Annotated in this window: 18 protein-coding genes and 1 pseudogene; 12 read left to right on the top strand and 7 right to left on the bottom strand. The window is 72.1% G+C overall.

The window, feature by feature from the left end:
• The first annotated feature begins 64 nt into the window (after positions 1-64).
• From JJI54_RS19630 to JJI54_RS19600, 8 genes are all read left to right on the top strand, one after another.
• Positions 65-859 carry a hypothetical protein gene (locus JJI54_RS19630; RefSeq protein ID WP_203074763.1) on the top strand — a complete coding sequence of 265 codons (795 nt, stop codon included), beginning with the start codon at positions 65-67 and terminating at the stop codon, positions 857-859.
• Between the two features lie 82 nt (positions 860-941).
• Entirely contained in the window at positions 942-2,252 is a 1,311-nt protein-coding gene (gene cysG / locus JJI54_RS19625) for a siroheme synthase CysG (protein ID WP_203074762.1), read from the top strand.
• 89 nt (positions 2,253-2,341) lie between these two features.
• Positions 2,342-3,976 (top strand): alpha-D-glucose phosphate-specific phosphoglucomutase, encoded by a 1,635-nt coding sequence (locus tag JJI54_RS19620; RefSeq protein ID WP_203074761.1) that lies wholly within the window; start codon positions 2,342-2,344, stop codon positions 3,974-3,976.
• Between the two features lie 64 nt (positions 3,977-4,040).
• A complete protein-coding gene (locus JJI54_RS19615; RefSeq protein ID WP_203074760.1) occupies positions 4,041-4,250 on the top strand; it encodes a hypothetical protein in 210 nt (69 codons plus the stop codon).
• Positions 4,250-4,384 carry a hypothetical protein gene (locus tag JJI54_RS32805; RefSeq protein ID WP_264177200.1) on the top strand — a complete coding sequence of 45 codons (135 nt, stop codon included), beginning with the start codon at positions 4,250-4,252 and terminating at the stop codon, positions 4,382-4,384. The genes JJI54_RS19615 and JJI54_RS32805 overlap by 1 nt, the downstream gene beginning before the upstream one ends.
• Entirely contained in the window at positions 4,381-6,132 is a 1,752-nt protein-coding gene (locus JJI54_RS32800; protein WP_203074759.1) for a Rieske (2Fe-2S) protein, read from the top strand. The genes JJI54_RS32805 and JJI54_RS32800 overlap by 4 nt, the downstream gene beginning before the upstream one ends.
• Positions 6,132-6,314, top strand: a complete 183-nt coding sequence (locus tag JJI54_RS19605; RefSeq protein ID WP_203074758.1) for a hypothetical protein — start codon at positions 6,132-6,134, stop codon at positions 6,312-6,314. Before JJI54_RS32800 ends, JJI54_RS19605 begins: the two co-directional genes overlap by 1 nt.
• Complete coding sequence (locus JJI54_RS19600; protein WP_203074757.1) at positions 6,307-7,005, top strand: SDR family NAD(P)-dependent oxidoreductase; 699 nt, start codon at positions 6,307-6,309, stop codon at positions 7,003-7,005. Before JJI54_RS19605 ends, JJI54_RS19600 begins: the two co-directional genes overlap by 8 nt.
• Positions 7,006-7,154: 149 nt before the next feature.
• On the opposite strand, the gene JJI54_RS19595 is transcribed toward JJI54_RS19600, so the two are convergent.
• Positions 7,155-8,708 (bottom strand): ABC transporter substrate-binding protein, encoded by a 1,554-nt coding sequence (locus tag JJI54_RS19595; RefSeq protein WP_203074756.1) that lies wholly within the window; start codon positions 8,706-8,708, stop codon positions 7,155-7,157.
• A gap of 93 nt (positions 8,709-8,801) precedes the next feature.
• Here JJI54_RS19595 and JJI54_RS19590 point away from each other — a divergent pair, with 93 nt between their 5' ends.
• Positions 8,802-10,184 carry an amidohydrolase family protein gene (locus tag JJI54_RS19590; RefSeq protein ID WP_203074755.1) on the top strand — a complete coding sequence of 461 codons (1,383 nt, stop codon included), beginning with the start codon at positions 8,802-8,804 and terminating at the stop codon, positions 10,182-10,184.
• Positions 10,185-10,186: 2 nt separating this feature from the next.
• Positions 10,187-11,488: an NtaA/DmoA family FMN-dependent monooxygenase gene (locus JJI54_RS19585; RefSeq protein WP_226381932.1), complete on the top strand. Its 1,302-nt coding sequence runs from the start codon at positions 10,187-10,189 to the stop codon at positions 11,486-11,488.
• Here JJI54_RS19585 and JJI54_RS19580 read toward each other — a convergent pair.
• The 5 genes from JJI54_RS19580 to JJI54_RS19560 are packed head-to-tail and all read right to left on the bottom strand — an operon-like array spanning position 11,485 to position 16,227.
• Positions 11,485-12,354 (bottom strand): energy transducer TonB, encoded by an 870-nt coding sequence (locus JJI54_RS19580; RefSeq protein ID WP_203074754.1) that lies wholly within the window; start codon positions 12,352-12,354, stop codon positions 11,485-11,487. The genes JJI54_RS19585 and JJI54_RS19580 overlap by 4 nt on opposite strands.
• The gene (locus tag JJI54_RS19575; protein ID WP_203074753.1) at positions 12,335-12,766 is read right to left on the bottom strand and encodes an ExbD/TolR family protein; all 432 of its coding nucleotides are present in this window, start codon (positions 12,764-12,766) and stop codon (positions 12,335-12,337) included. The genes JJI54_RS19580 and JJI54_RS19575 overlap by 20 nt, the downstream gene beginning before the upstream one ends.
• Positions 12,767-12,770: 4 nt before the next feature.
• Positions 12,771-13,433 (bottom strand): MotA/TolQ/ExbB proton channel family protein, encoded by a 663-nt coding sequence (locus tag JJI54_RS19570; protein ID WP_226381931.1) that lies wholly within the window; start codon positions 13,431-13,433, stop codon positions 12,771-12,773.
• A complete protein-coding gene (locus JJI54_RS19565) occupies positions 13,433-14,119 on the bottom strand; it encodes a Fe2+-dependent dioxygenase (RefSeq protein WP_203074751.1) in 687 nt (228 codons plus the stop codon). The genes JJI54_RS19570 and JJI54_RS19565 overlap by 1 nt, the downstream gene beginning before the upstream one ends.
• A complete protein-coding gene (locus JJI54_RS19560) occupies positions 14,119-16,227 on the bottom strand; it encodes a TonB-dependent receptor (RefSeq protein WP_203074750.1) in 2,109 nt (702 codons plus the stop codon). Before JJI54_RS19560 ends, JJI54_RS19565 begins: the two co-directional genes overlap by 1 nt.
• A gap of 226 nt (positions 16,228-16,453) precedes the next feature.
• On the opposite strand from JJI54_RS19560, the gene JJI54_RS19555 reads away from it, so the two are divergent.
• Positions 16,454-16,942 carry a CinA family protein gene (locus JJI54_RS19555; RefSeq protein ID WP_203074749.1) on the top strand — a complete coding sequence of 163 codons (489 nt, stop codon included), beginning with the start codon at positions 16,454-16,456 and terminating at the stop codon, positions 16,940-16,942.
• A gap of 51 nt (positions 16,943-16,993) precedes the next feature.
• Positions 16,994-18,070, top strand: coding sequence for an ROK family protein (locus JJI54_RS19550; RefSeq protein ID WP_203074748.1), 1,077 nt, complete (start codon positions 16,994-16,996; stop codon positions 18,068-18,070).
• 76 nt (positions 18,071-18,146) lie between these two features.
• Here the strand turns inward: JJI54_RS19550 and JJI54_RS19545 are convergent.
• A pseudogene (locus JJI54_RS19545) lies at positions 18,147-18,250 on the bottom strand (IS5/IS1182 family transposase); the annotation flags it as partial.

Here is an 18,250-nt window from a genome sequence, read left to right as displayed (position 1 = left end):
ACCCATCACGATCCGGCCCACCGGCCGGCGCGCGGGATTTTGCAAGCGGAATGAGAAGCGCACCATGTCGATGCTGATCGACGCCACGGATGTGACGGTGGACCAGGCGGTCCTCGACGCCTTCTACCCGGAATGGCTGAACCCGGCGGGGCTGCTCGGCTATTGGGAGCATTGCGGGCCGCGATCGGCGGAGGATGGGCGCTGGCGCCTCAACCGCGTGACCCGCCAGCTGTCACCCGTCATCGGCCAGGTCCTGCAGGACGAGGTGACGGGCATGCGCACCACGGGCAGCACCGGCGGGCTCGACACGCACATACCGGAGCTGGAGCAGATGACGCTGGTGAGCGTCAGCCGCGTCAACACCGTGCCGCTGGTCGCCGTCTCCTCCGCCATCGAGGGCAGCAACGCCGCCGCCATGCTCGTGGGCAATTTCCAGACGGCGCTAGGGGGCGTCGGGCTGTCGGAAGAGGGCACGAACAGGAGCACGGCGTCGAGCGCCAGCCAGCTGCGCGTCCGCGCCCGCTACTCCTACACCAGCGTGCGGGCTGGCATCGTCCGGCCGGCGACGGCGTATCGCGTGAAGATCGCGCGGATCACGCGGGAGGAGCTGAGGCTCAGCGACCATTTCTACGGCACCGTCATGACGGCGTGCTCCACCGATGAGCGTGAGCGGCCGCGCATGGTGAACAGCGCCGATACGATCCGCATCGGCATGGCGGCGGAACCGGGCTGGCATGCGGAGGCTGATCACCTCAGCACCATGATCCTTGCCGGCTCGATCGATGATGGGCTGGAGGCGGGCATCTGCGCATTGTACCGACGGCGCATCCCGCGCCTGTCGCCGGGCACGACGGTATAGCCGCGGGCGGGGCTGTTCCGCCGGCATCGCCGCTGGACCGGGACCGCTTCGCCGCCGCGCTTGCGCATGGCACAAGGGCGCCATGCGCCACTTCCCCGCCTTCCTCGACCTTCGCGGCCGCACCGTCCTGCTGCTCGGCACCGGGGAGGTCGCCGACCGCAAGGCGGAGCCGCTGAAGCGCGCCGGCGCGGTGATCCGCCAGGCGGAGCGCTTCGCGCCCGAATTGCTGGAGGGCGTGGTGCTGGCGGTCGGCGCCGATGCGGCGGAGGCGGAGTTGCGCGCGCTGTCGGCGGCGGCGCAGGCGCGCGGCATCCCGGTGAATGTCGTGGACAAGCCGGCGCTCTGTTCCTTCATCACCCCCGCCATCATCGACCGCGCGCCGGTCACGGTGGCCGTCAGCACGGGCGGCGCGGCGCCCGTGCTGGCGCGCATGATCCGCCAGCGGATCGAGACGGTGCTGCCGCCGGCCATCGGCACGCTGGCGGCGCTGGCGGAACGCTTCCAGGCGGCGATCCGCGCGCGGCTGCCGGAGCTGGCGGCGCGGCGCCGCTTCCTGGATGCCGCGCTGACGGGCGCGCCGGCGGACCTCGCCTTGGCGGGCCGCGTGGCGGAGGCGGAGGCCGCCTTCGCGCGGGCGCTGGAGGGGGCGGAGGCGACGCCGCCCGGCATCGTCTACCTCGTCGGCGCCGGGCCGGGTTCGGCGGACCTGCTGACGCTCCGCGCGCTGCGGCTGATGGGGGAGGCCGATGTCATCGTGCATGACCGGCTCGTGCCGACCGAGGTGCTGGACATGGCGCGGCGGGATGCGGAGCGCATCCTGGCCGGGAAGGAGGGCGCGCGGCACGACCTGCCCCAGGCGGAGATCAACGCCCTGCTGGTGCGCCTGGCGCGGGAGGGAAAGCGCGTGGTGCGGCTGAAGGGCGGGGACCCCTTCGTCTTCGGCCGGGCGGGGGAGGAAGCGGCCGCGCTGCGGGAGGCCGGCATCGCGCATGAGGTGGTGCCCGGCGTCACCGCCGCGCTGGCCTGCGCCGCCAGCGCCGGCATCCCGCTGACGCATCGGGAGGCCTCCCGCGCGCTGACGCTGGTGACGGGCCATGCGCGGGACGGGCGGCTCGACCTCGACTTCGCGGCGCTGGCGCGGCCGCGGCAGACGCTGGCGGTCTATATGGGCGTGGCGACGCTGCCGCTGCTGCGGGATGGGCTGCTCGGCGCGGGGATGGACCCGGCGACGCCGGCCGCGCTGGTCGAGCAGGGCGGCACGGCGCGCGCGCGCAGCCTGCACGGCACCATCGGGACCATCGAGGCGCTGGCGGCGGGCTGGACGGGCGGCGGCCCGGCGCTGCTGCTGGTGGGGGAGGCGATCGCGCTGGGGACGCCGCCTTCGGCTTCGTGAAGCGGCGCGGCGGAACGTCGCTCCCCCGGTTCTGTTCGGCGCCTGGCCGTGCCAGCATCGCGGCAATGCCGATCGGAGGACCCGCCCGCATGCCCATCCGCCAGGTGGCGACCACGCCCTTTGCCGACCAGCGGCCCGGCACCTCCGGCCTGCGCAAGAAGGTGCCGGTCTTCCAGCAGCCGAACTATGTCGAGAACTTCCTCCAGTCGATCCTGGACACGGTCGGGGAGAGGCTGCGCGGCGCGACGCTGGTGGTGGGTGGCGATGGGCGCTTCCTGAACCGGCAGGTGGCGGAGACGGCGATCCGCATGGCGGCGGCGGCCGGGGCGGGGCGCGTGCTGGTGGGACAGGGCGGGCTGCTCTCCACCCCCGCGGCGTCGGCGTTGATCCGGGCTTCAGGGGCCATCGGCGGCATCGTGCTCTCCGCCAGCCACAACCCAGGCGGGCCGGAGGGCGATTTCGGCATCAAGTTCAACACGGCGAATGGCGGCCCGGCGCCGGAGGAGGTGACGGAGGCGATCCATCGCCGTGCCTCGACGCTGACGGCGTATCGCATCGCGGAGGAAGCGGCGCCGGATATCGACGCGATCGGGGAGACGCGGCTGCTGGAGACGGTGGTCGCCGTCATCGATCCCGTCGCCGGCCACGCCGCCCTGATGGAGACGCTGGTCGATTTCCCCGCCATCGCCGGCATGTTCGCGCGCGGCTTCCGCATGCGCTTCGATGCGATGAGCGCGGTGACGGGGCCCTATGCCACGGCGATCATCGAGGGGCGGCTGGGCGCGCCCGCGGGCACGGTGGTGAACGCCACCCCCCTGCCCGATTTCGGCGGCCACCACCCGGACCCGAACCCGGTGCATGCGGCGGAGCTGATGGCGGAGATGACGGGCGCCAACCCGCCCGATTTCGGCGCCGCCAGCGATGGCGATGGCGACCGCAACATGATCGTGGCGCCGGGCGTCTTCGTCACACCCTCCGACAGCCTGGCGATCCTGGCGGCGCATGCGCATCGGGCGCCGGGCTATGCGGGCGGGCTCGCGGGGGTGGCGCGGTCCATGCCCACCAGCCGGGCGGTGGACCGCGTGGCGAAGCGCCTCGGCATTCCCTGCTACGAGACGCCGACGGGCTGGAAGTTCTTCGCCAACCTGCTGGATTCCGGCCGGATCACTTTGTGCGGGGAGGAGAGCGCGGGAACGGGGTCCAACCATGTGCGGGAAAAGGACGGCCTTTGGGCCGTTCTGGTCTGGCTGAACATCATCGCCGCCACCGGCAAGCGGGCCGATGCGATCCTGCGCGACCATTGGGCTGACTACGGCCGGGACTACTACAGCCGCCACGATTACGAGGAAGTGGATAGCGACGCCGCGAAGGCGCTGATGGCGGCGCTGCGCGCGAAGTTGGCGACGCTGCCTGGGCAGAGCTTCGCCGGGCTGACGGTCGCGGAGGCCGATGACTTCGCCTACCACGACCCCGTCGATGGCAGCGTGACGCCGGCACAGGGCGTGCGGGTGCTGTTCCGGGAGGATGCGCGGGCAGTTTTTCGCCTGTCCGGCACCGGGACGGTCGGCGCCACATTGCGGGTCTATCTCGAGCGCTTCGAGCCCGATGCGGCGCGGCACGATTTGCCGGTGCAGGATGTGCTGGCGCCGGTGATCGCGGCGGCGCGGGAGATCGCGCAGATCGAGGCCCATACCGGCCGCGCGGCGCCCAGCATCATCACCTGACGATTCCCGCGTAACCATCGCCCCCGCCACGGCGAAGGCCGGGCGGGTGCGGGGGTCGCGGCGGATGAGCCTGGGCATGGCGGCATGGGTGGTGGGGCTGGCGCAGGCCTATGCGCTGGCGGGGCTGGTCGTGGGCATCGCCTTCCTGCTGCGGGGGATCGACCGCATCGATCCCGCCGCGCGCGGCGCCCATGCCTTCCGGCCGCTGCTCCTGCCGGGGCTCGTGCTGCTCTGGCCCGTGGTGGCGTGGCGCTGGGCCAGGCTTTCCCACTGATGCGCCTGCCCCATCGCCGCGCGCATCGCGCCGCCTGGATCGCACTCGCCGTGCTGCTGCCGCTGCTGCTGGAGCTGGGCTTCGCGCTGCGGCCGGCGCCGGTCGTCGCTCCCACGCGCATCGTGGCACCATGAGCGCGCGCTACGTCCCGGTCGGCTGGACGCCGGCCAAGCGGGCCTATGACGCGGTGCTGCTGATGGGCACGCTGGGGTATCTGTTCGCCTTCCTGAAGCTGGCGCCGATGCTGGGGGGCGAGGCGGCGGCGATGGATGCGGCGAGCCTGGCCATCAAGGCCTATGGCAGCTGCGCGCTGCTGCTGCTGTCCCTCGCGCTGGCCATCGGGCCGCTGACGCGGATCGACCGGCGCTTCCTGCCGCTGCTCTACAACCGGCGGCACCTGGGCGTGGTGACCTTCCTGGTCGCGGCCTCCCACGCCATGGCGGTGGTGGGGTGGCATTTCTCCTTCAGCGCGGTCGATCCGCTCGTGGCGATGCTGTCCTCCGAGGGCGGGGCCCTGCCCTTCGTGCCGCTCGGCGTGCTGGCGCTGCTGGTGCTGGCGGTGCTGGCGGCGACGAGCCACGATTTCTGGCTCTCCTTCCTGACGCCGGCGGCCTGGAAGGCGCTGCACATGGCGATCTACCCCGCCTATGCGCTGGCCATCGGCCATGTGGCGCTGGGCGCGCTGCGGGATGAGGGCAGCCCGGCGCTGGCGGCGGTGGTGGTGGCGGCGGCGATCGCGGTGGCGGGGCTGCACCTGCTGGCGGCGCTGAAGCCGCTGCCCGCGGCGGCGCCCGGCGTGGAATGGGTGCGGGCGGGGCGGGCGGAGGCGGTGCCGGAAGGGCGCGCCATCATCGTGCGGCCGCCCGGGGGCGAACCCGTCGCGATCTTCCGGCATCAGGGGCGGCTTTCCGCCGTGACCAACCTCTGCGCGCACCAGAACGGGCCGCTCGGCGAGGGGCGGATCGTCGATGGCTGCATCACCTGCCCCTGGCACGGCTTCCAGTACCGGCCCGAGGATGGCTGCGCGCCGCCGCCCTATACGGAGAGGCTGGCGACCTACAACCTCCGCCTGGATGGGCCGTGGCTGCTGCTGGACCCGCGGCCGAACCCGCCGGGGACGCGGGTGGAGCCGCTGGCGGTGCCGGGCATGGGCGCGCCGGGGGGCGGTGACTTCTTCATCGGCTGGGCGCGCGGGCTGCCGGCGGGGCTGCGGGCGGTGATGCTGCCGGCCGCGCTGCTCATGCTGCTGGGCTTCCCGGCGCTGGGCCTGGCGCTGGGGGCGCTGGCGGGGGATCCGGCGGGGGGCGAGCGCTTCGCCGCCGGCACGCTGCCCGACTTGCCCGCGACGGGCCGCTACGAGGGCGTGGTGATCGCCGCGCCCTACCCGCTGCTGCAGCTGGCGGACCGCACGCTGCTGCTGGCGCGGGACGGCAAGCTGGGCGCGCATCCCGAGGCGCGGGCGATGCATGGCCGCCTGGTGCGCGCGGAGGGCTACATCCTGCGGCGCGGCGCGATCGAGATGCTGGTGCTGGCGGAGCCGCCCATGCCGATCGAGGGCCGCGCGACGCTGCCGCGCGCGGAGCCGCTCGGCCGCTGGCGCATCCAGGGCGAGATCTGCGACGGCAAATGCGCGGCCGGCGGGATGCGCCCCGGCACGGGCATCGGCCACCGCGCCTGCGCGACGCTCTGCCTGGATGGCGAATTGCCGGCGGTCTTCGTGCCGACGCGGCCGGTGGCGGGGCACACGGTGATGGTGCTGGGCGACGTCCAGGGCCGCCCTGCCCTGCCCGCGATGCGCGACCTGGTCGGGCTGCGCGTGACGCTGGAGGGCGAGGTGGAGCGGATCGGCAGCGTCGCCATCTTCCGGGCGATGCGGCCGTGATGCGCACGCTGCTTGTCCTGGCCGTCGCGGTCGCGGGCTGGGAGGGCGCGGGCCACGCCATCGCCTGGTGGGACCCCGGCGGCGCCGAATTGCTGCTGCGGGCGCTGGCCGTCATCCTGCTGCTCGGATTCTGCGGCCGCCTGGCCGACCACTCGCATGAGGATCAATCGCCCCATGGCTGACATCACCCTCGTCACCGGCGCCGCCGGCAATCTCGGCCGCGCCGTCGCCGCGGCGCTGGCGGCGCGCGGATCGACCGTGGTCGCGCTGGACCGCGTGGCGGCGCCGCTGGAGGCGATGGTGGCAGGGCTGCCGGGCGCGGGGCACCTGCCGCTGGCGGGCGTCGATCTCGGTGATGCCGCCGCCTGCGAGGCCGCGGTGGCGACGGTGCTGGCGCGCTTCGGACGGCTGGATGGCGTGGTGCACACGGTCGGCGGCTTCGACATGGCGCCGATCGCCGATGGCGCGCCTGCGCTGTTCGAGCACATGTTCCGCCTGAACCTGATGACGACGGTGAACCTGTTCCGCGCCGCCATCGCGGCCATGCGGGCGCAGGGCAGCGGCAGCCTGGTGGCGATCGGCGCCATGGCGGCGCTGAAGGCGCCGGCGCAGCTCGCCGCCTATTCCGCCAGCAAGTCGGGCGTGCTGCGGCTGGTGGAGGCCTATGCGGAGGAGCTGAAGCCGGAAGGGTTGCGCGTGAACGCCATCCTGCCCGGCACCATCGACACGCCGCAGAACCGCGCCGCCATGCCGGGCGCGGATACGGCAGGCTGGGTGCAGCCGGCGCAGCTGGCGGAGGCGGCGGCGTTCCTGGTCTCGCCGGCGGCGTCGGGCATCACCGGAGTGCTGCTGCCGGTGACGGCGAAGGGGTGATACCGCTGCGCATGTTATGACCTGCGGCCGCCGAAGGCGGCCGAGGCCGCGAATGCGGCCCGCCGCAAGTGCGGCGAGCCAAGCGGCCGGATGGCCGCGCCGGCGCCTGAGGGCAGAAATGCGCCAGCATTTCTGCAAGGCACAAGGATCTACTCCGGCGTCACCGACATGGCGTAGGTCTCCTCGTCGTTGCGCGCGACGACGCGCAGCCCCCGCCGCGCCGCCCAGATGTTCACCTGGTGGTGCAGCGGGATGATGGCGTAGTCGCGCATGGCGATGCGCGTCGCTTCCCGGTACGCGACCTCCCGCGCCGCGGGGTCGAGCGTGGTGAGCGCGCGGTCCAGCACGGCATCGAAGGCCGCGTTGGAATACAGGGAGCGGTTGGAGGTGCCGCGGCCGCGCGCGCGATCGGGCGTGGCGATCAGCGCCACCATGGGGCTGTCGGGCTCCCCGGTGCCGGTGCCCCAGCCGCTGAGACCCACGGAAAATTCCTCCCGCGCCGAGCGGGTGAAATAGACGTTGGAGGGCAGCGCCTGGATTTCCGTGCGCACGCCGATGCGCGACCACATCTGCGCCACGGCCTGGATGATGCGGTCGTCATTGACGTAGCGGTCATTGGGCCCCGCGAGCACCACGCGGAAGCCGGCGGCGAAGCCCGCTTCCGCCAGCAGGCGCTGCGCGCGGGCGGGGTCGAAGGGATCGGGCCGCGTCTCCGGGTCGTGCCCCATCATCCCGGCGGCGAGGAACTGGCCGGAGGGCGTGGCGTAGCCGCCCATGATCTGGCGCACGATGGCGTCGCGGTTGATGGACAGCGACAAGGCTTCGCGCACGCGCTGGTCGCGCAGCGGGCTGCGCGGCAGGCGTTCGCCATTCGCGCCCGTCACGCCGGGCGTGTCGTCCCGCCGGTGGTCGAGATAGAGGTAGATGTTGCGCAGCGCCGGGCGGCTGGCGATGGAGATGGCGGGGTTGGCGCGCAGCGCATCGACATCGCGCGTGGAGACGGCATCGATGACATCGACATCGCCGGCGCGGAGTGCCGCGATGCGCGAGGCATCATTGGCGATGACGCGGTAGTTGACCCGCGCCCAGGGCTGCGTGCCGCCCCACCAGGCGGGGTTGCGCTGCATCACCGCCTCGCTGCCCGGGGAATAGCTGACGAGGCGGAAGGGGCCGGTGCCGATGGCGGCGCGGCCATTGTTGAAATCGGCCGTCTCCACCTGCAGGCCGAGGCTGCGGTTGATGATGGTGATGCCGCTCATCAAATTCGGGATCAGCGGGTTCGGCGCGGCGGTGTGCAGGCGGATGGTGTGGGGGTCCATCACCTCGATCCGCTGGACCGCGCGCGTGTAGATGGTGAAGCTGCCGGGGCTGTTGCGAACCTCCGGCACGCGGGCGAAGGAGAAGACGACGTCATCGGCCGTGAAGGGCGAGCCGTCATGCCAGGTGACGCCCTGCCGCAGCTTGAATTCCCAGACCGTGTCGCCGATCGCCTCCCAGGAGGTGGCGAGGCCGGGCTTCAGCCGGAAATCCTCGTCGGTGGCGACCAGGCGGTCGAAGACATGCTTGGTCAGCGCGTTGTTCGGCGTGAGGGTGTGGTAGTGCGGGTCCATGGAGGTGAAGGCGCCGCCGACGCCGATGGACAGCGTCTGCGCCACGGCTTGCGGCGCGGCCAGAAGCGCCAGGGCCAGCAGGGTCTTGCGCATCGGGACACCCCATGAACATGCTTCGCGCCGATCCTATGGATCGCGATGCGCGCCCGCAATCGCGGTCATCACCGCGAGGGAGCGACCCGCCGGATGGACCTGCTCATCACCGATGCAGTCATCGTCACGCAGGATGCAGCGCGCACAATCCTTGACCGCAGCGCCATCGCGATCCGCGGCGACCGCATCGCCGCTGTCGGCCCCACCGCCGCGATGCAGGAAGCGCATCGCGACCTTCCGCGGATGAGCGCACGCGGCAAGGCCGTGCTGCCGGGCTTCATCAACGCGCATACCCACACCATCCTGACCGTGCTGCGCGCAACGGTGGAGGATTGGGCGGGCAACGCCGTCTATGGCTACATGTCGCCGGTTTCCTACACCATGACGCCGCATGAGCGCGCGGTGATGGGCATGCTCGGCATCGTGGAGGGCATCCGGTCCGGCTGCACCACCTTCGTCGATCCCTTCCGCCATGTGCCGGACTACGCCGATGCCATGGCGGGGCTCGGCGTGCGGCTCGTGCTCAGCGAGAACTGCGCGGATGTGAACACGCTGAAGATCCGCCATGGCGACTGGTCACCCGACCCGGCCTTCGGCGAGGTTTTTCTGGAGCGCACCAAGGCGGGCATCGAGCGGTTCCACAACACGCATGATGGCCGCCTGCAGATCCAGATCGCGGCGCATGCGACGGATAATTGCACGCCCGGATACCTGGAGAAGCTGACGGACCTCGCGCGCCAGCACGGCATGCCGCGCACCATCCACCTGGCGCAGTCGGTGGAGGAAATCCGCGCGGTGCGGGACCGCTATGGCTGCACGCCGGCCGAGTATCTCGCGCGGCATGGCTGGGCGGAGCCCGACGTCGTCGCCGCGCATTGGACCTACTGCACGGAAAGCGATGTCGCGCTGCTCGGCGAGCGCGGCATGCAGATGGTGCATTGCCCCGCCAACGGGTCACGCCGCGGGCCGCATCCCGTGCTGGCCAAGAAGATCCGCGCCGCCGGCGTCAACATCTGCTTCGGCACCGACAACATGACGGAGGACATGTTCCACGCCATGAAGATCGGCCTGATCGTGCATCGCGGCGCGGAGGGCACCCAGGGCGTCGATCCGCAGCCCGAGGCGATCTTCGATGCGGTGAACGTGAACGGCGCGCGCAGCATCGGGCGCAGCCATGACCTCGGCAGCATCGCGGCGGGGAAGAAGGCGGACCTCACCTTCCTCAACCTGAACAGCCCGGCGCTGCGGCCGGTGACGAACCTCATCGGCAACATCGTGCATTACGGCCATCCCGGCACGGTGGAGAGCGTGATGGTGGATGGCGAATTCGTGCTGCGCGACGGCAAGGTGCTGGTGACGGACGAACAGGCGCTGATCGAGGAGGCGCAGGCGGTCACGCAGGCCGTCTGGGCGCGGATGCTGGCGGCGAACCCGGACCTGCCGCCGCCGCGCGCGCTGCGCTGGCTGGACATCTGACCATGCGGAAGATGCACCTCGTCGCCTATATGAAGACCGGGCCGAGCGCGAGCTATCCCAGCACCTGGCGGCACCCGATGGCGACGCTCGACGATCTGTTCGAGCCGACGCGGTGGGAGCGCATCGCGCAGGTGCTGGAAGCCGGCCTCTTCGATGCCTGCTTCTTCGCGGACGGTCTCGGCGTGCCCGATCTCTACAAGGGCAATTTCGACGATTATGTCGGGCGCGGCGGGCAGCTTTCGCTGCTGGATCCGATGACGCTGCTGCCGCTGATGGCGCGCGTCACGACGCGGCTCGGCCTCGGCGCCACGCTCTCCACCACCTTCCACAACCCCTACAACCTGGCGCGGAGCCTCGGTTCGCTCGACATCCTCAGCAAGGGCCGCGTGGCCTGGAACGTCGTGACGACGGCGCGGGAGTTCGAGGCGCAGAATTGCGGGGAGGAAGGGCTGCCGCCGAAGGACCAGCGCTACGACCGCGCTGATGAGATCCTGGAAGCCTGCACCGCGCTGTGGGAAGGTTGGGACGCCGATGCGCTGGTGCTGGACAAGGCAGGCGGCGTCTTCGCGGACCCCTCCAAGATCCGTTATGCCAACTACAAGGGAAAGCACGTCGCCAGCCGCGGGCCGCTCTCCATCCCGCGCTCGCCGCAGGGACGGCCCGTCATCATGCAGGCGGGGTCGTCGGATCGCGGGCGGGCCTTCGCGGCGCGCTGGGCGGAGATGATCTTCTGCTCCCCGGCGACGAAGGCGGCCGCGCTGGCCTATCGCGGCGACATCCGCGCGCGGATGGAAGCCATCGGCCGCAACCCCGATGAATGCGCCGTGCTCCCCTCCTTCACCGTGGTGCTGGGGGAGACGGAGGCGATCGCGAAGGAGAAGGCGGATTTCATCCGGTCCCAGGTCGATCCGGAACTCGTCATCGCCGCGGCCTCCTGGGCCGTGGCCGCCGATCTCAGCATGATCGACGACGAGGGCGCGCTGGTCGCGCAATCCGGGAACCAGGGCGTGCAGGGGCACCGGGACCGGGTGATGCAGGTGGCGAAGGCGAAGGGCATCAGCTTCCGCGAGGCCGTGCGCCTGCCGCGCGACCTGGTGGCGGGCACACCGGCGCAGGTGGCGGACATGATGGAGGATTGGTTCCGGTCGGGCGCGGCGGATGGCTTCATCCTGCCGCCGACCGTCTTCCCCACCACCTTCGAGGAAGTGGCGACGATGCTGGTGCCGGAGTTGCAGCGCCGCGGCCTGTTCCGAACGCGCTACGCGGCGGCGACGCTGCGGGGGAACCTGCTCGATCCGGGTTAGCGGATCTGGAAGCGGATGGGGACGGTCACCTCCAGCATGTCGCCCTCCATCCCCGCCGGGAAGGCGGGCAGCGTGGCGCGCTGGATCATCTGCTCCGCGGCTGAATCCAGCTCCGCATCGCCCGATCCGCGCGCGATCTGCCAGCGCGCGACGCGGCCATCCCGCAGCACGGTGAAGCGCAGCATGGCCACGCCGCTGGCGCGCCGCGCGCGGGCGCCATCGGGATAGCGCTTCTGCCGCTCCAGCGCGCCCGCCAGGGCCTGGAGGTAGCTGGGCGGGGGCCCCGATGCCGCGACGGGCGCGGGCGGCCCTGGGGAGGCCGCCGGGGCCGCCTGCGGGGCGGGCGCGGGCATGGAGGCCGGCGCGGGCACGCGCGGCGCGGCCGGGCGCGGCGGCGCGGGCCGGGGCGGCGGGGGGGCCGGGCGCGGCGGCGGCGGAGGCTCGGGCGCCGGTTCCGGCACGGGCTCCGGCGGCGGCGGTTCCGGCAGGGGCTCGGGTGGCGGCGGCTCGGGGGGCGCGGGCTCGGGCGGCGGCGGCTCGGGCGGTGCCGGCTCGGGCGGCGCGGGTTCGGGGGGCGGGGCGGCCGCGGCGGGTTGCGGCTCGGCCGGCGTCGCGGCCGGGGCCTCGTTCTCCTCCAGCACCGGGTCGGCCAGCACGGCCTGCAGGGGGATCACCACGGGCTCCGGCAGGGCCTGGGCGGGCGGCACCAGCAGCAGCCAGGCGGCGACGCCGCCATGCAGCGACAGCGCCAGGCCGGCGCCGACCGCGCGCGGCCAGCGCGGGGGCGCGATCACCACCGCGGGCGCGGCGACCGGCGCGGCCTGCGCCGGCTGCCGCGGCGCGGGATCAGCGGCGGCCACCGGCATCGGGCTCCGAGATCAGCGCGACGCGGGTGATGCCGGCGGCGGCGACGCGGCCCATGATGCGCAGCACCTCCCCATAGGCGACGTTGCGGTCGCCGCGCACATGGACGGTGACGTTCTCATTCGCCTGGCGCAGCGCGGAAAGCCGTTCGGGCAGCGCGGATTCCTCGATGCGGTCCTGGTCCAGGTGGATCGTGCCCTCCCGCGTCACGGTCAGCACCACCGGCGGCTGGGGAGAGGCGGCGCGGGGGGCGGCGCTGCGCGGCAGGTCCACCGGCACGCCGGCCTGCATCATCGGCGCCGCGACCATGAAGATGATGAGCAGCACGAGCATCACGTCCACGAAGGGCGTGACGTTGATCTCGGCGATGGGGCTTTCCTCGGACTCGTCCTCTCCACCCAGGCGGAAGGCCATGGCGCTATTCCGCGGCGCGGCTGGCGCGGGGCGGGCGGGCGGAAAGCCGCGCGCCGACGACGGCGATGGCGGAAAGCGCTTCCTGCCGCAGCCGCGCGAAGCCGAGCGTGATGCGGTTATAGGCGATGACGGCGGGGATGGCGGCGACCAGGCCGATGGCGGTGGCGAGCAGCGCCTCCGCGATGCCGGGCGCGACGACGGAGAGGCTGGTGTCCTGCATCTTCGCGATGCCCTGGAAGCTGCCCATGATGCCCCAGACCGTGCCGAAGAGGCCGACGAAGGGGCCGACCGCGCCCGTCGTCGCCAGGATGGGCACGCCGCCCTGCATGCCGCGCAGCGCGGTGGACAGCAGGTCGCGCATCGCGCGCTCGATCCGCTCGCGGTACTCGCCGCGGCTCTCGCCGGCCTCGCGCCCTTCCGACCATTCGCGCGCGGCGGCGCGGTGCAGGCGGGCGGCCAGGTTCTCCCCGTTCTGCGCGGCCTCGCTGTCCTGCAGCCGGCGCACTTCCCGCTTCAGGCGGCGCAGCAAAATCGCCTTCTCGATCGCGATGGCCCAGCAGACGACGGAGGCGAGCGCGAGCACCGCCATGACGCCCTGCACCACGGGGCCCGCCTGGAGGATGAGGCCGACCGGCGAGAGGTCCGGCCCATGCACGGCGTCCTGCATCACGCCACCTCCGCCCATTGCCGCAGCAGGTTGTGGTAGACGCCGGTCAGCGCGACCGGGCCGCCATGGTCAGGCGGCAGTTCCGCCATCACGCCGTTGATCGCCATGTCGAGGTCGAAGAGCAGCCTTCGCTGCATGTCGTCGCGGATCATCGACTGGATCCAGAAGAAGGAGGAGACGCGGCTGCCGCGCGTCACCGGCTCCACCCGATGCAGGCTGGTGGCGGGATAGACCACGGCATGGCCGGCGGGCAGCTTCACGCGCTGCTCGCCATAGGTGTCCTGCACCACCAGCTCGCCGCCGTCATACTCCTCGGGCGGTGTCAGGAAGAGGGTGCAGGAGACGTCGGTGCGGATGCGGTGCGGCGTGCCGCGGATCTGCCGGATGGCGTTGTCCACATGCGCGCCGAAATTCATCCCCGGGTCGTAGCGGTTGAACAGCGGCGGGAAGACGCGGAAGGGCAGCACGGCGGAGATGAACAGCGCCGACCTTCCGAGCCCGCCGAGGACGAGATCGCCGAGTTCCTGGTGGAGCCTGGTGCCTTCCTCGATCTGAAGGTTGTGCTTCACCTCCGCGGATTCGTGGCCGGCCGTGGCGCGGCCATCGATCCAGGGCGCGGCGAGGAGGGCGGCATGCGCGCGGGCCGCCTCCTCCGCCGTCAGGACATCGGCGATCTCGACCAGCATCAGAAGCGCACCGCCGCGCTGGCGATGAAGGTGCGGCCGACGCCCGGCACGACATGGCCGGTATAGACCGTGTCATAGGTGCGGGCATCGCCCAGGTTGATGGCGTTCAGCTGCACGCGGAGCCCCTGAAGGTTGGTCTGCGACGGCGTCCAGGCCACCGCGGCATCGACCCGCGTATAGGCCGGCGCCAGCGCCGTGTTGGTGGTGTTGGCGAAGCGGCGATCGACGTAGGAGAGGCCGCCGCCGATCTGGATGCCGCCGGGCAGGTCGTAGGTGGTCCAGAGCGAGGCGGAGTGCGGCGGCACGTTGGAGAATTCCTTGCCGCGCTCGGCCGCGTTGCCGGACCGCACGATCTCCGACTGCATGTAGGTGTAGCCGGCCATGACGTTCCAGCCCGGCCGGATGCGGCCCTGGACCGAGACCTCGAGCCCATCCACGCGGACCTCGCCATCCAGCACCTGGAGCGTGGAATTGGCGGGGTCGCTGGTGCGGGCGTTCAGCTTCTCCGTCCGGAACAGCGCGCCCTGCAGGCGCACGCCGTCCACGATGTTCCAGGAGGCGCCGAATTCGTAGGTGGTCGCCGTCTCCGGCGCCAGATTCGCGTTGTTCGCCGCCAGGGTCAGCGATTCGGCCGACGGGTTGAAGGAGGTGCCGGCGGAGACGTAGGTGCGCACGCCTTCCCACGGCTTGAAGATCAGCGCGCCGCGCCAGGTGGCTTCCCGGTCCGTGCGGCCGAAGACCTGGCCGGTGCCGCGGTTGGTCTGGGATGCCTCGAAGCTCTCCCAGCGCCCGCCCAGCATCACTTCCCACATCTCGCTCAGGTGGATGCGGTCCACGAAGTAGAAGGCCATGGTGTCGGCGGATGTCTTGATGTCCGACGCCAGGCTCGTGACGATGTTGCCGCTGTCGTAGAAATCGGGCGAGAGCAGGTTGGCGGTCGGCCGGCCGGTCTGGCTGTAGCGCGTGACCTCGGAGGATTCCCGGCCGAACTCGACGCCCGCCAGGATGTCGTGGCGGAAGCCCAGCAGGTTGACGTTCAGCGACGCCTCCGACTGGTTCACCAGCATGGCGTCGAAGCCGTTGCGCACCTGCGGCTGGCGGGTGATGGCGGTGCCGGCGGCGTTCAGGCGCGGCGCGGTGGCGGAGACGTCGCGGTAGTAGTTCGCCCAACGCGTGGTGTTGCGCAGCAGCACGCCTTCGTTCACGCGATGCTCCAGCCGCGCGGTGAAGACATCGGTGCGCGTGTTCTCCTCATCCGTCTGGTTCAGGCCGTAGAAGGTGTTGGTGGAGACGCGCAGCGGGCGGCCGTTGCGGTAGGGCACGCCGTAGTCCGGCATGTTCCGCTCCTCCTGGTGCAGCCAGGACAGCGTGAGCGAGGTGGGCCCGCCGATGCCCCAGGTGACGGAGGGGAAGACGCCCCAGCGTTCGTTGAAGACGTGGTCGCGCTGCGACGCGTCGATGCGCGACCCCATCGCCGCGATGCGCGTGGCGACGTCGCCGGCGCGGATGTTCACGTCGCTCGTCGCGCGGACGCCGGAGGGCGAATAGCCGGAGAGCCAGACCTCGCCCTGGTTTGTCGCCAGCGGCAGGCGGGAGCGCTGGTCCACCGCGCCGCCGGTCGATCCGCGGCCGAACATGACGGAGGACGGGCCCTTCAGCACATCGACGGATTCGAGGAAGAAGGTGTCGCGCGTGTACTGGCCGGTGTCGCGGATGCCGTCGATGAAGAAGTCGCTGCGGGCGGAGAAGCCGCGAAGCGTCAGGTTGTCGCCGCTGAAGCCGCCCTCGCCGGCCGCCAGGCTGATGCCGGTGACGTTGCGCAGCGCCTCCCGCACCGTCGTCGCGGCGCGTTCCTCCATCACCGCGCGGGGCACCACGCTGACGCTCTGCGGCATCTCCCCGGCCGTGACGGGGCTGCGGCTGAGCGGCGCGGTTTCGGTGCGGTAGGTGGAGGGCGCCTGGCCGGTGATGCCGATCTCCGGCAGCGCCGCGGCGGGGGCTTCCTGCGCCGTCGAGGCCGGGGCGCCGAGCGCGGTGACGAGGCCGATGCCCGCCAGGCCGAGCGTCGGCTTCAGCAGTCCAGGGGTGGCAGGGGTGACGGGCTTCACGGGCGGGGCGCTCCAGGGGCTCGAAGTGGCGCCTGGCTGGCTTGCGCGCGGGAGGAGGAGAGGCCCGGTGCTGGCTGGCTTGGCAGAGGGGTGCCGGGACAGGGGCCGGCCCTGACGCGATTAGACTGTTTGCGAATGCCTCGCAATGTCACAACGCGTGACAGCGCCCCTTGCCCGGATTGAAAAGCCGTAAGAATCTCCCCGCCCCAACAGGAAAGCCGCCGCCATGCAGGATCTGCTGCCGATCGCCGCCCGCATCGGCGTGCTGCTGAAGGCGCGCGGCGAGACCGTCGCGGTGTCCGAATCCGCCGCCGGCGGGCTGATTGCCGCCAGCCTGCTCGCCCTGCCCGGCGCCAGCGCGTATTTCCGCGGCGGCGCGGTGGTCTATACGGCGCAGGCGCGGGGCGGGCTGCTCGGCATCACGCCCGCCGCCATGCAGGGCATGCGCTCGGCCTCCGAACCCTATGCGGCGCTCTGTGCCGCGACGATCCGGCGGAAGCTCGACGCGGATTGGGGAATCGCGGAGACGGGCGCGGCCGGGCCCGCCGGCAACCGCTATGGCGACGCGGCCGGGCATGCCTGCCTGGCGGTGGATGGCCGCCTCGCGCGGGTGACGACGCTGGAGACGGGCAGCGACGACCGCGAGGCGAATATGCGCCGCTTCGCCGCCGCGGCGCTGGCGCTGCTGGAACAGGCGCTGGCCGAGGCGGGCTGAACCGCGCGGCCCAGGCCACGTTAACTCGGCTTCATCCAACGCCGAGGTCCCATGCCATCCACGTCCAAGCCCGCCGCCCGCCATGGCGCGACGGCGCTGCCCCGGCTGCGGCTCGATGCCTACAACGCCGAATTGCAGGACCCGGAGGGCCACGGCTTCCTCGGCGACCGCGCCAGCAACCGCGCCTTCATGGAGATGCTGGATGACTGGCGCACGCGCGTGACGCGCGGCTCCGGCGGGGAGGACCCGATCGAGGAGGCGCTGGGCGAGGACCGGCCGACGCGCGCGATCGACCGGGCGGAGCTGGACGCGATGCTGGACAGCGCGGCGGAGGACCCGGAGGCCGCGGGGCTGGTGCATTCCGCCATCGAGGATTTCGCGCAGGACATGGCCGCCGTGGTGCGGCGCTTCCTGCGGCTGCCGGAATGGCGGGATACGCAGCGCATCGCGGTGGGCGGCGGATTCCTGGAGGCGAAGGTGGGGCTGATGGCGATCGGCCGCGTCGGCGTGCTGCTGCGCGCGGGCGGCGAGCAGGTGCGCGTGGCGCCGGTGCTGCACCACCCCGACGATGCCGCGCTGTGCGGCGCGCCGCACCTGGCCCCGCCCGCGCTGCTGGAGGGATTCGATGCCTGCCTGGCCGTCGATATCGGCGGCACCAACATGCGCGCGGGGCTGGTGGCGCTGGGGGAGGCGGCGGACCTCTCGGGCGCCGAGGTGCTGGATTCCGAACGCTGGAAACACGCCGAGGAAGCGCCCGACCGCGACGAGGCGGTGGCCCGGCTGGCGACGCTGCTGGACCACATGGTGCAGCAGGCCGGCGCGATGGGCCGGCGGCTCGCCCCCTTCATCGGCATCGGCTGCCCCGGCGTGATCACCGGGGATGGGCGCATCGCGCGCGGCGGCCAGAACCTGCCCGGCGGCAATTGGGAGGATGAGGATTTCCACCTGCCGGAGGCGCTGCTGGCGGCGCTGCCATCGATCAACGGCCTGCCGCCCGCCATCATCCTGCACAATGACGCGGTGGTGCAGGGGCTGAGCCAGAGTCCGGCCATGCGCGACGTGCGGCATTGGGGGGTGCTGACCATCGGCACCGGGCTCGGCAATGCCCGGTTCAGCAACCCGGGCTAGACATTTGTGTTGACGCATTTTCCGAGTCGTCTGGCGATTCCGCCCGACTTGAAAATGCTCTAGGCTCCAGACTCAATCAGGTCCATCCGAGTAGGATGGCGGCGATGGCGACGGCCGAGGCGAAGTTGGCAGCGAGCTTGTCGTATCGGGTGTGGATGCGGCGCCAGTCCTTCAGCCGAC

Origin of the sequence: Falsiroseomonas ponticola, assembly GCF_016805305.1 — a bacterium.
Lineage (GTDB): Bacteria > Pseudomonadota > Alphaproteobacteria > Acetobacterales > Acetobacteraceae > Falsiroseomonas > Falsiroseomonas ponticola.
Note: the sequence above shows the minus strand (reverse complement) of the source record. Positions and strands in the feature narration are given on the sequence as shown.

Coding starts and splice junctions, on each gene's coding strand:
- JJI54_RS19630 (WP_203074763.1), top strand. CDS start 65: ATGTCGATGCTGATCGACGCCACGGATGTGACGGTGGACCAGGCGGTC.
- cysG (WP_203074762.1), top strand. CDS start 942: ATGCGCCACTTCCCCGCCTTCCTCGACCTTCGCGGCCGCACCGTCCTG.
- JJI54_RS19620 (WP_203074761.1), top strand. CDS start 2,342: ATGCCCATCCGCCAGGTGGCGACCACGCCCTTTGCCGACCAGCGGCCC.
- JJI54_RS19615 (WP_203074760.1), top strand. CDS start 4,041: ATGAGCCTGGGCATGGCGGCATGGGTGGTGGGGCTGGCGCAGGCCTAT.
- JJI54_RS32805 (WP_264177200.1), top strand. CDS start 4,250: ATGCGCCTGCCCCATCGCCGCGCGCATCGCGCCGCCTGGATCGCACTC.
- JJI54_RS32800 (WP_203074759.1), top strand. CDS start 4,381: ATGAGCGCGCGCTACGTCCCGGTCGGCTGGACGCCGGCCAAGCGGGCC.
- JJI54_RS19605 (WP_203074758.1), top strand. CDS start 6,132: ATGCGCACGCTGCTTGTCCTGGCCGTCGCGGTCGCGGGCTGGGAGGGC.
- JJI54_RS19600 (WP_203074757.1), top strand. CDS start 6,307: ATGGCTGACATCACCCTCGTCACCGGCGCCGCCGGCAATCTCGGCCGC.
- JJI54_RS19595 (WP_203074756.1), bottom strand. CDS start 8,708: ATGCGCAAGACCCTGCTGGCCCTGGCGCTTCTGGCCGCGCCGCAAGCC.
- JJI54_RS19590 (WP_203074755.1), top strand. CDS start 8,802: ATGGACCTGCTCATCACCGATGCAGTCATCGTCACGCAGGATGCAGCG.
- JJI54_RS19585 (WP_226381932.1), top strand. CDS start 10,187: ATGCGGAAGATGCACCTCGTCGCCTATATGAAGACCGGGCCGAGCGCG.
- JJI54_RS19580 (WP_203074754.1), bottom strand. CDS start 12,354: ATGCCGGTGGCCGCCGCTGATCCCGCGCCGCGGCAGCCGGCGCAGGCC.
- JJI54_RS19575 (WP_203074753.1), bottom strand. CDS start 12,766: ATGGCCTTCCGCCTGGGTGGAGAGGACGAGTCCGAGGAAAGCCCCATC.
- JJI54_RS19570 (WP_226381931.1), bottom strand. CDS start 13,433: ATGCAGGACGCCGTGCATGGGCCGGACCTCTCGCCGGTCGGCCTCATC.
- JJI54_RS19565 (WP_203074751.1), bottom strand. CDS start 14,119: ATGCTGGTCGAGATCGCCGATGTCCTGACGGCGGAGGAGGCGGCCCGC.
- JJI54_RS19555 (WP_203074749.1), top strand. CDS start 16,454: ATGCAGGATCTGCTGCCGATCGCCGCCCGCATCGGCGTGCTGCTGAAG.
- JJI54_RS19550 (WP_203074748.1), top strand. CDS start 16,994: ATGCCATCCACGTCCAAGCCCGCCGCCCGCCATGGCGCGACGGCGCTG.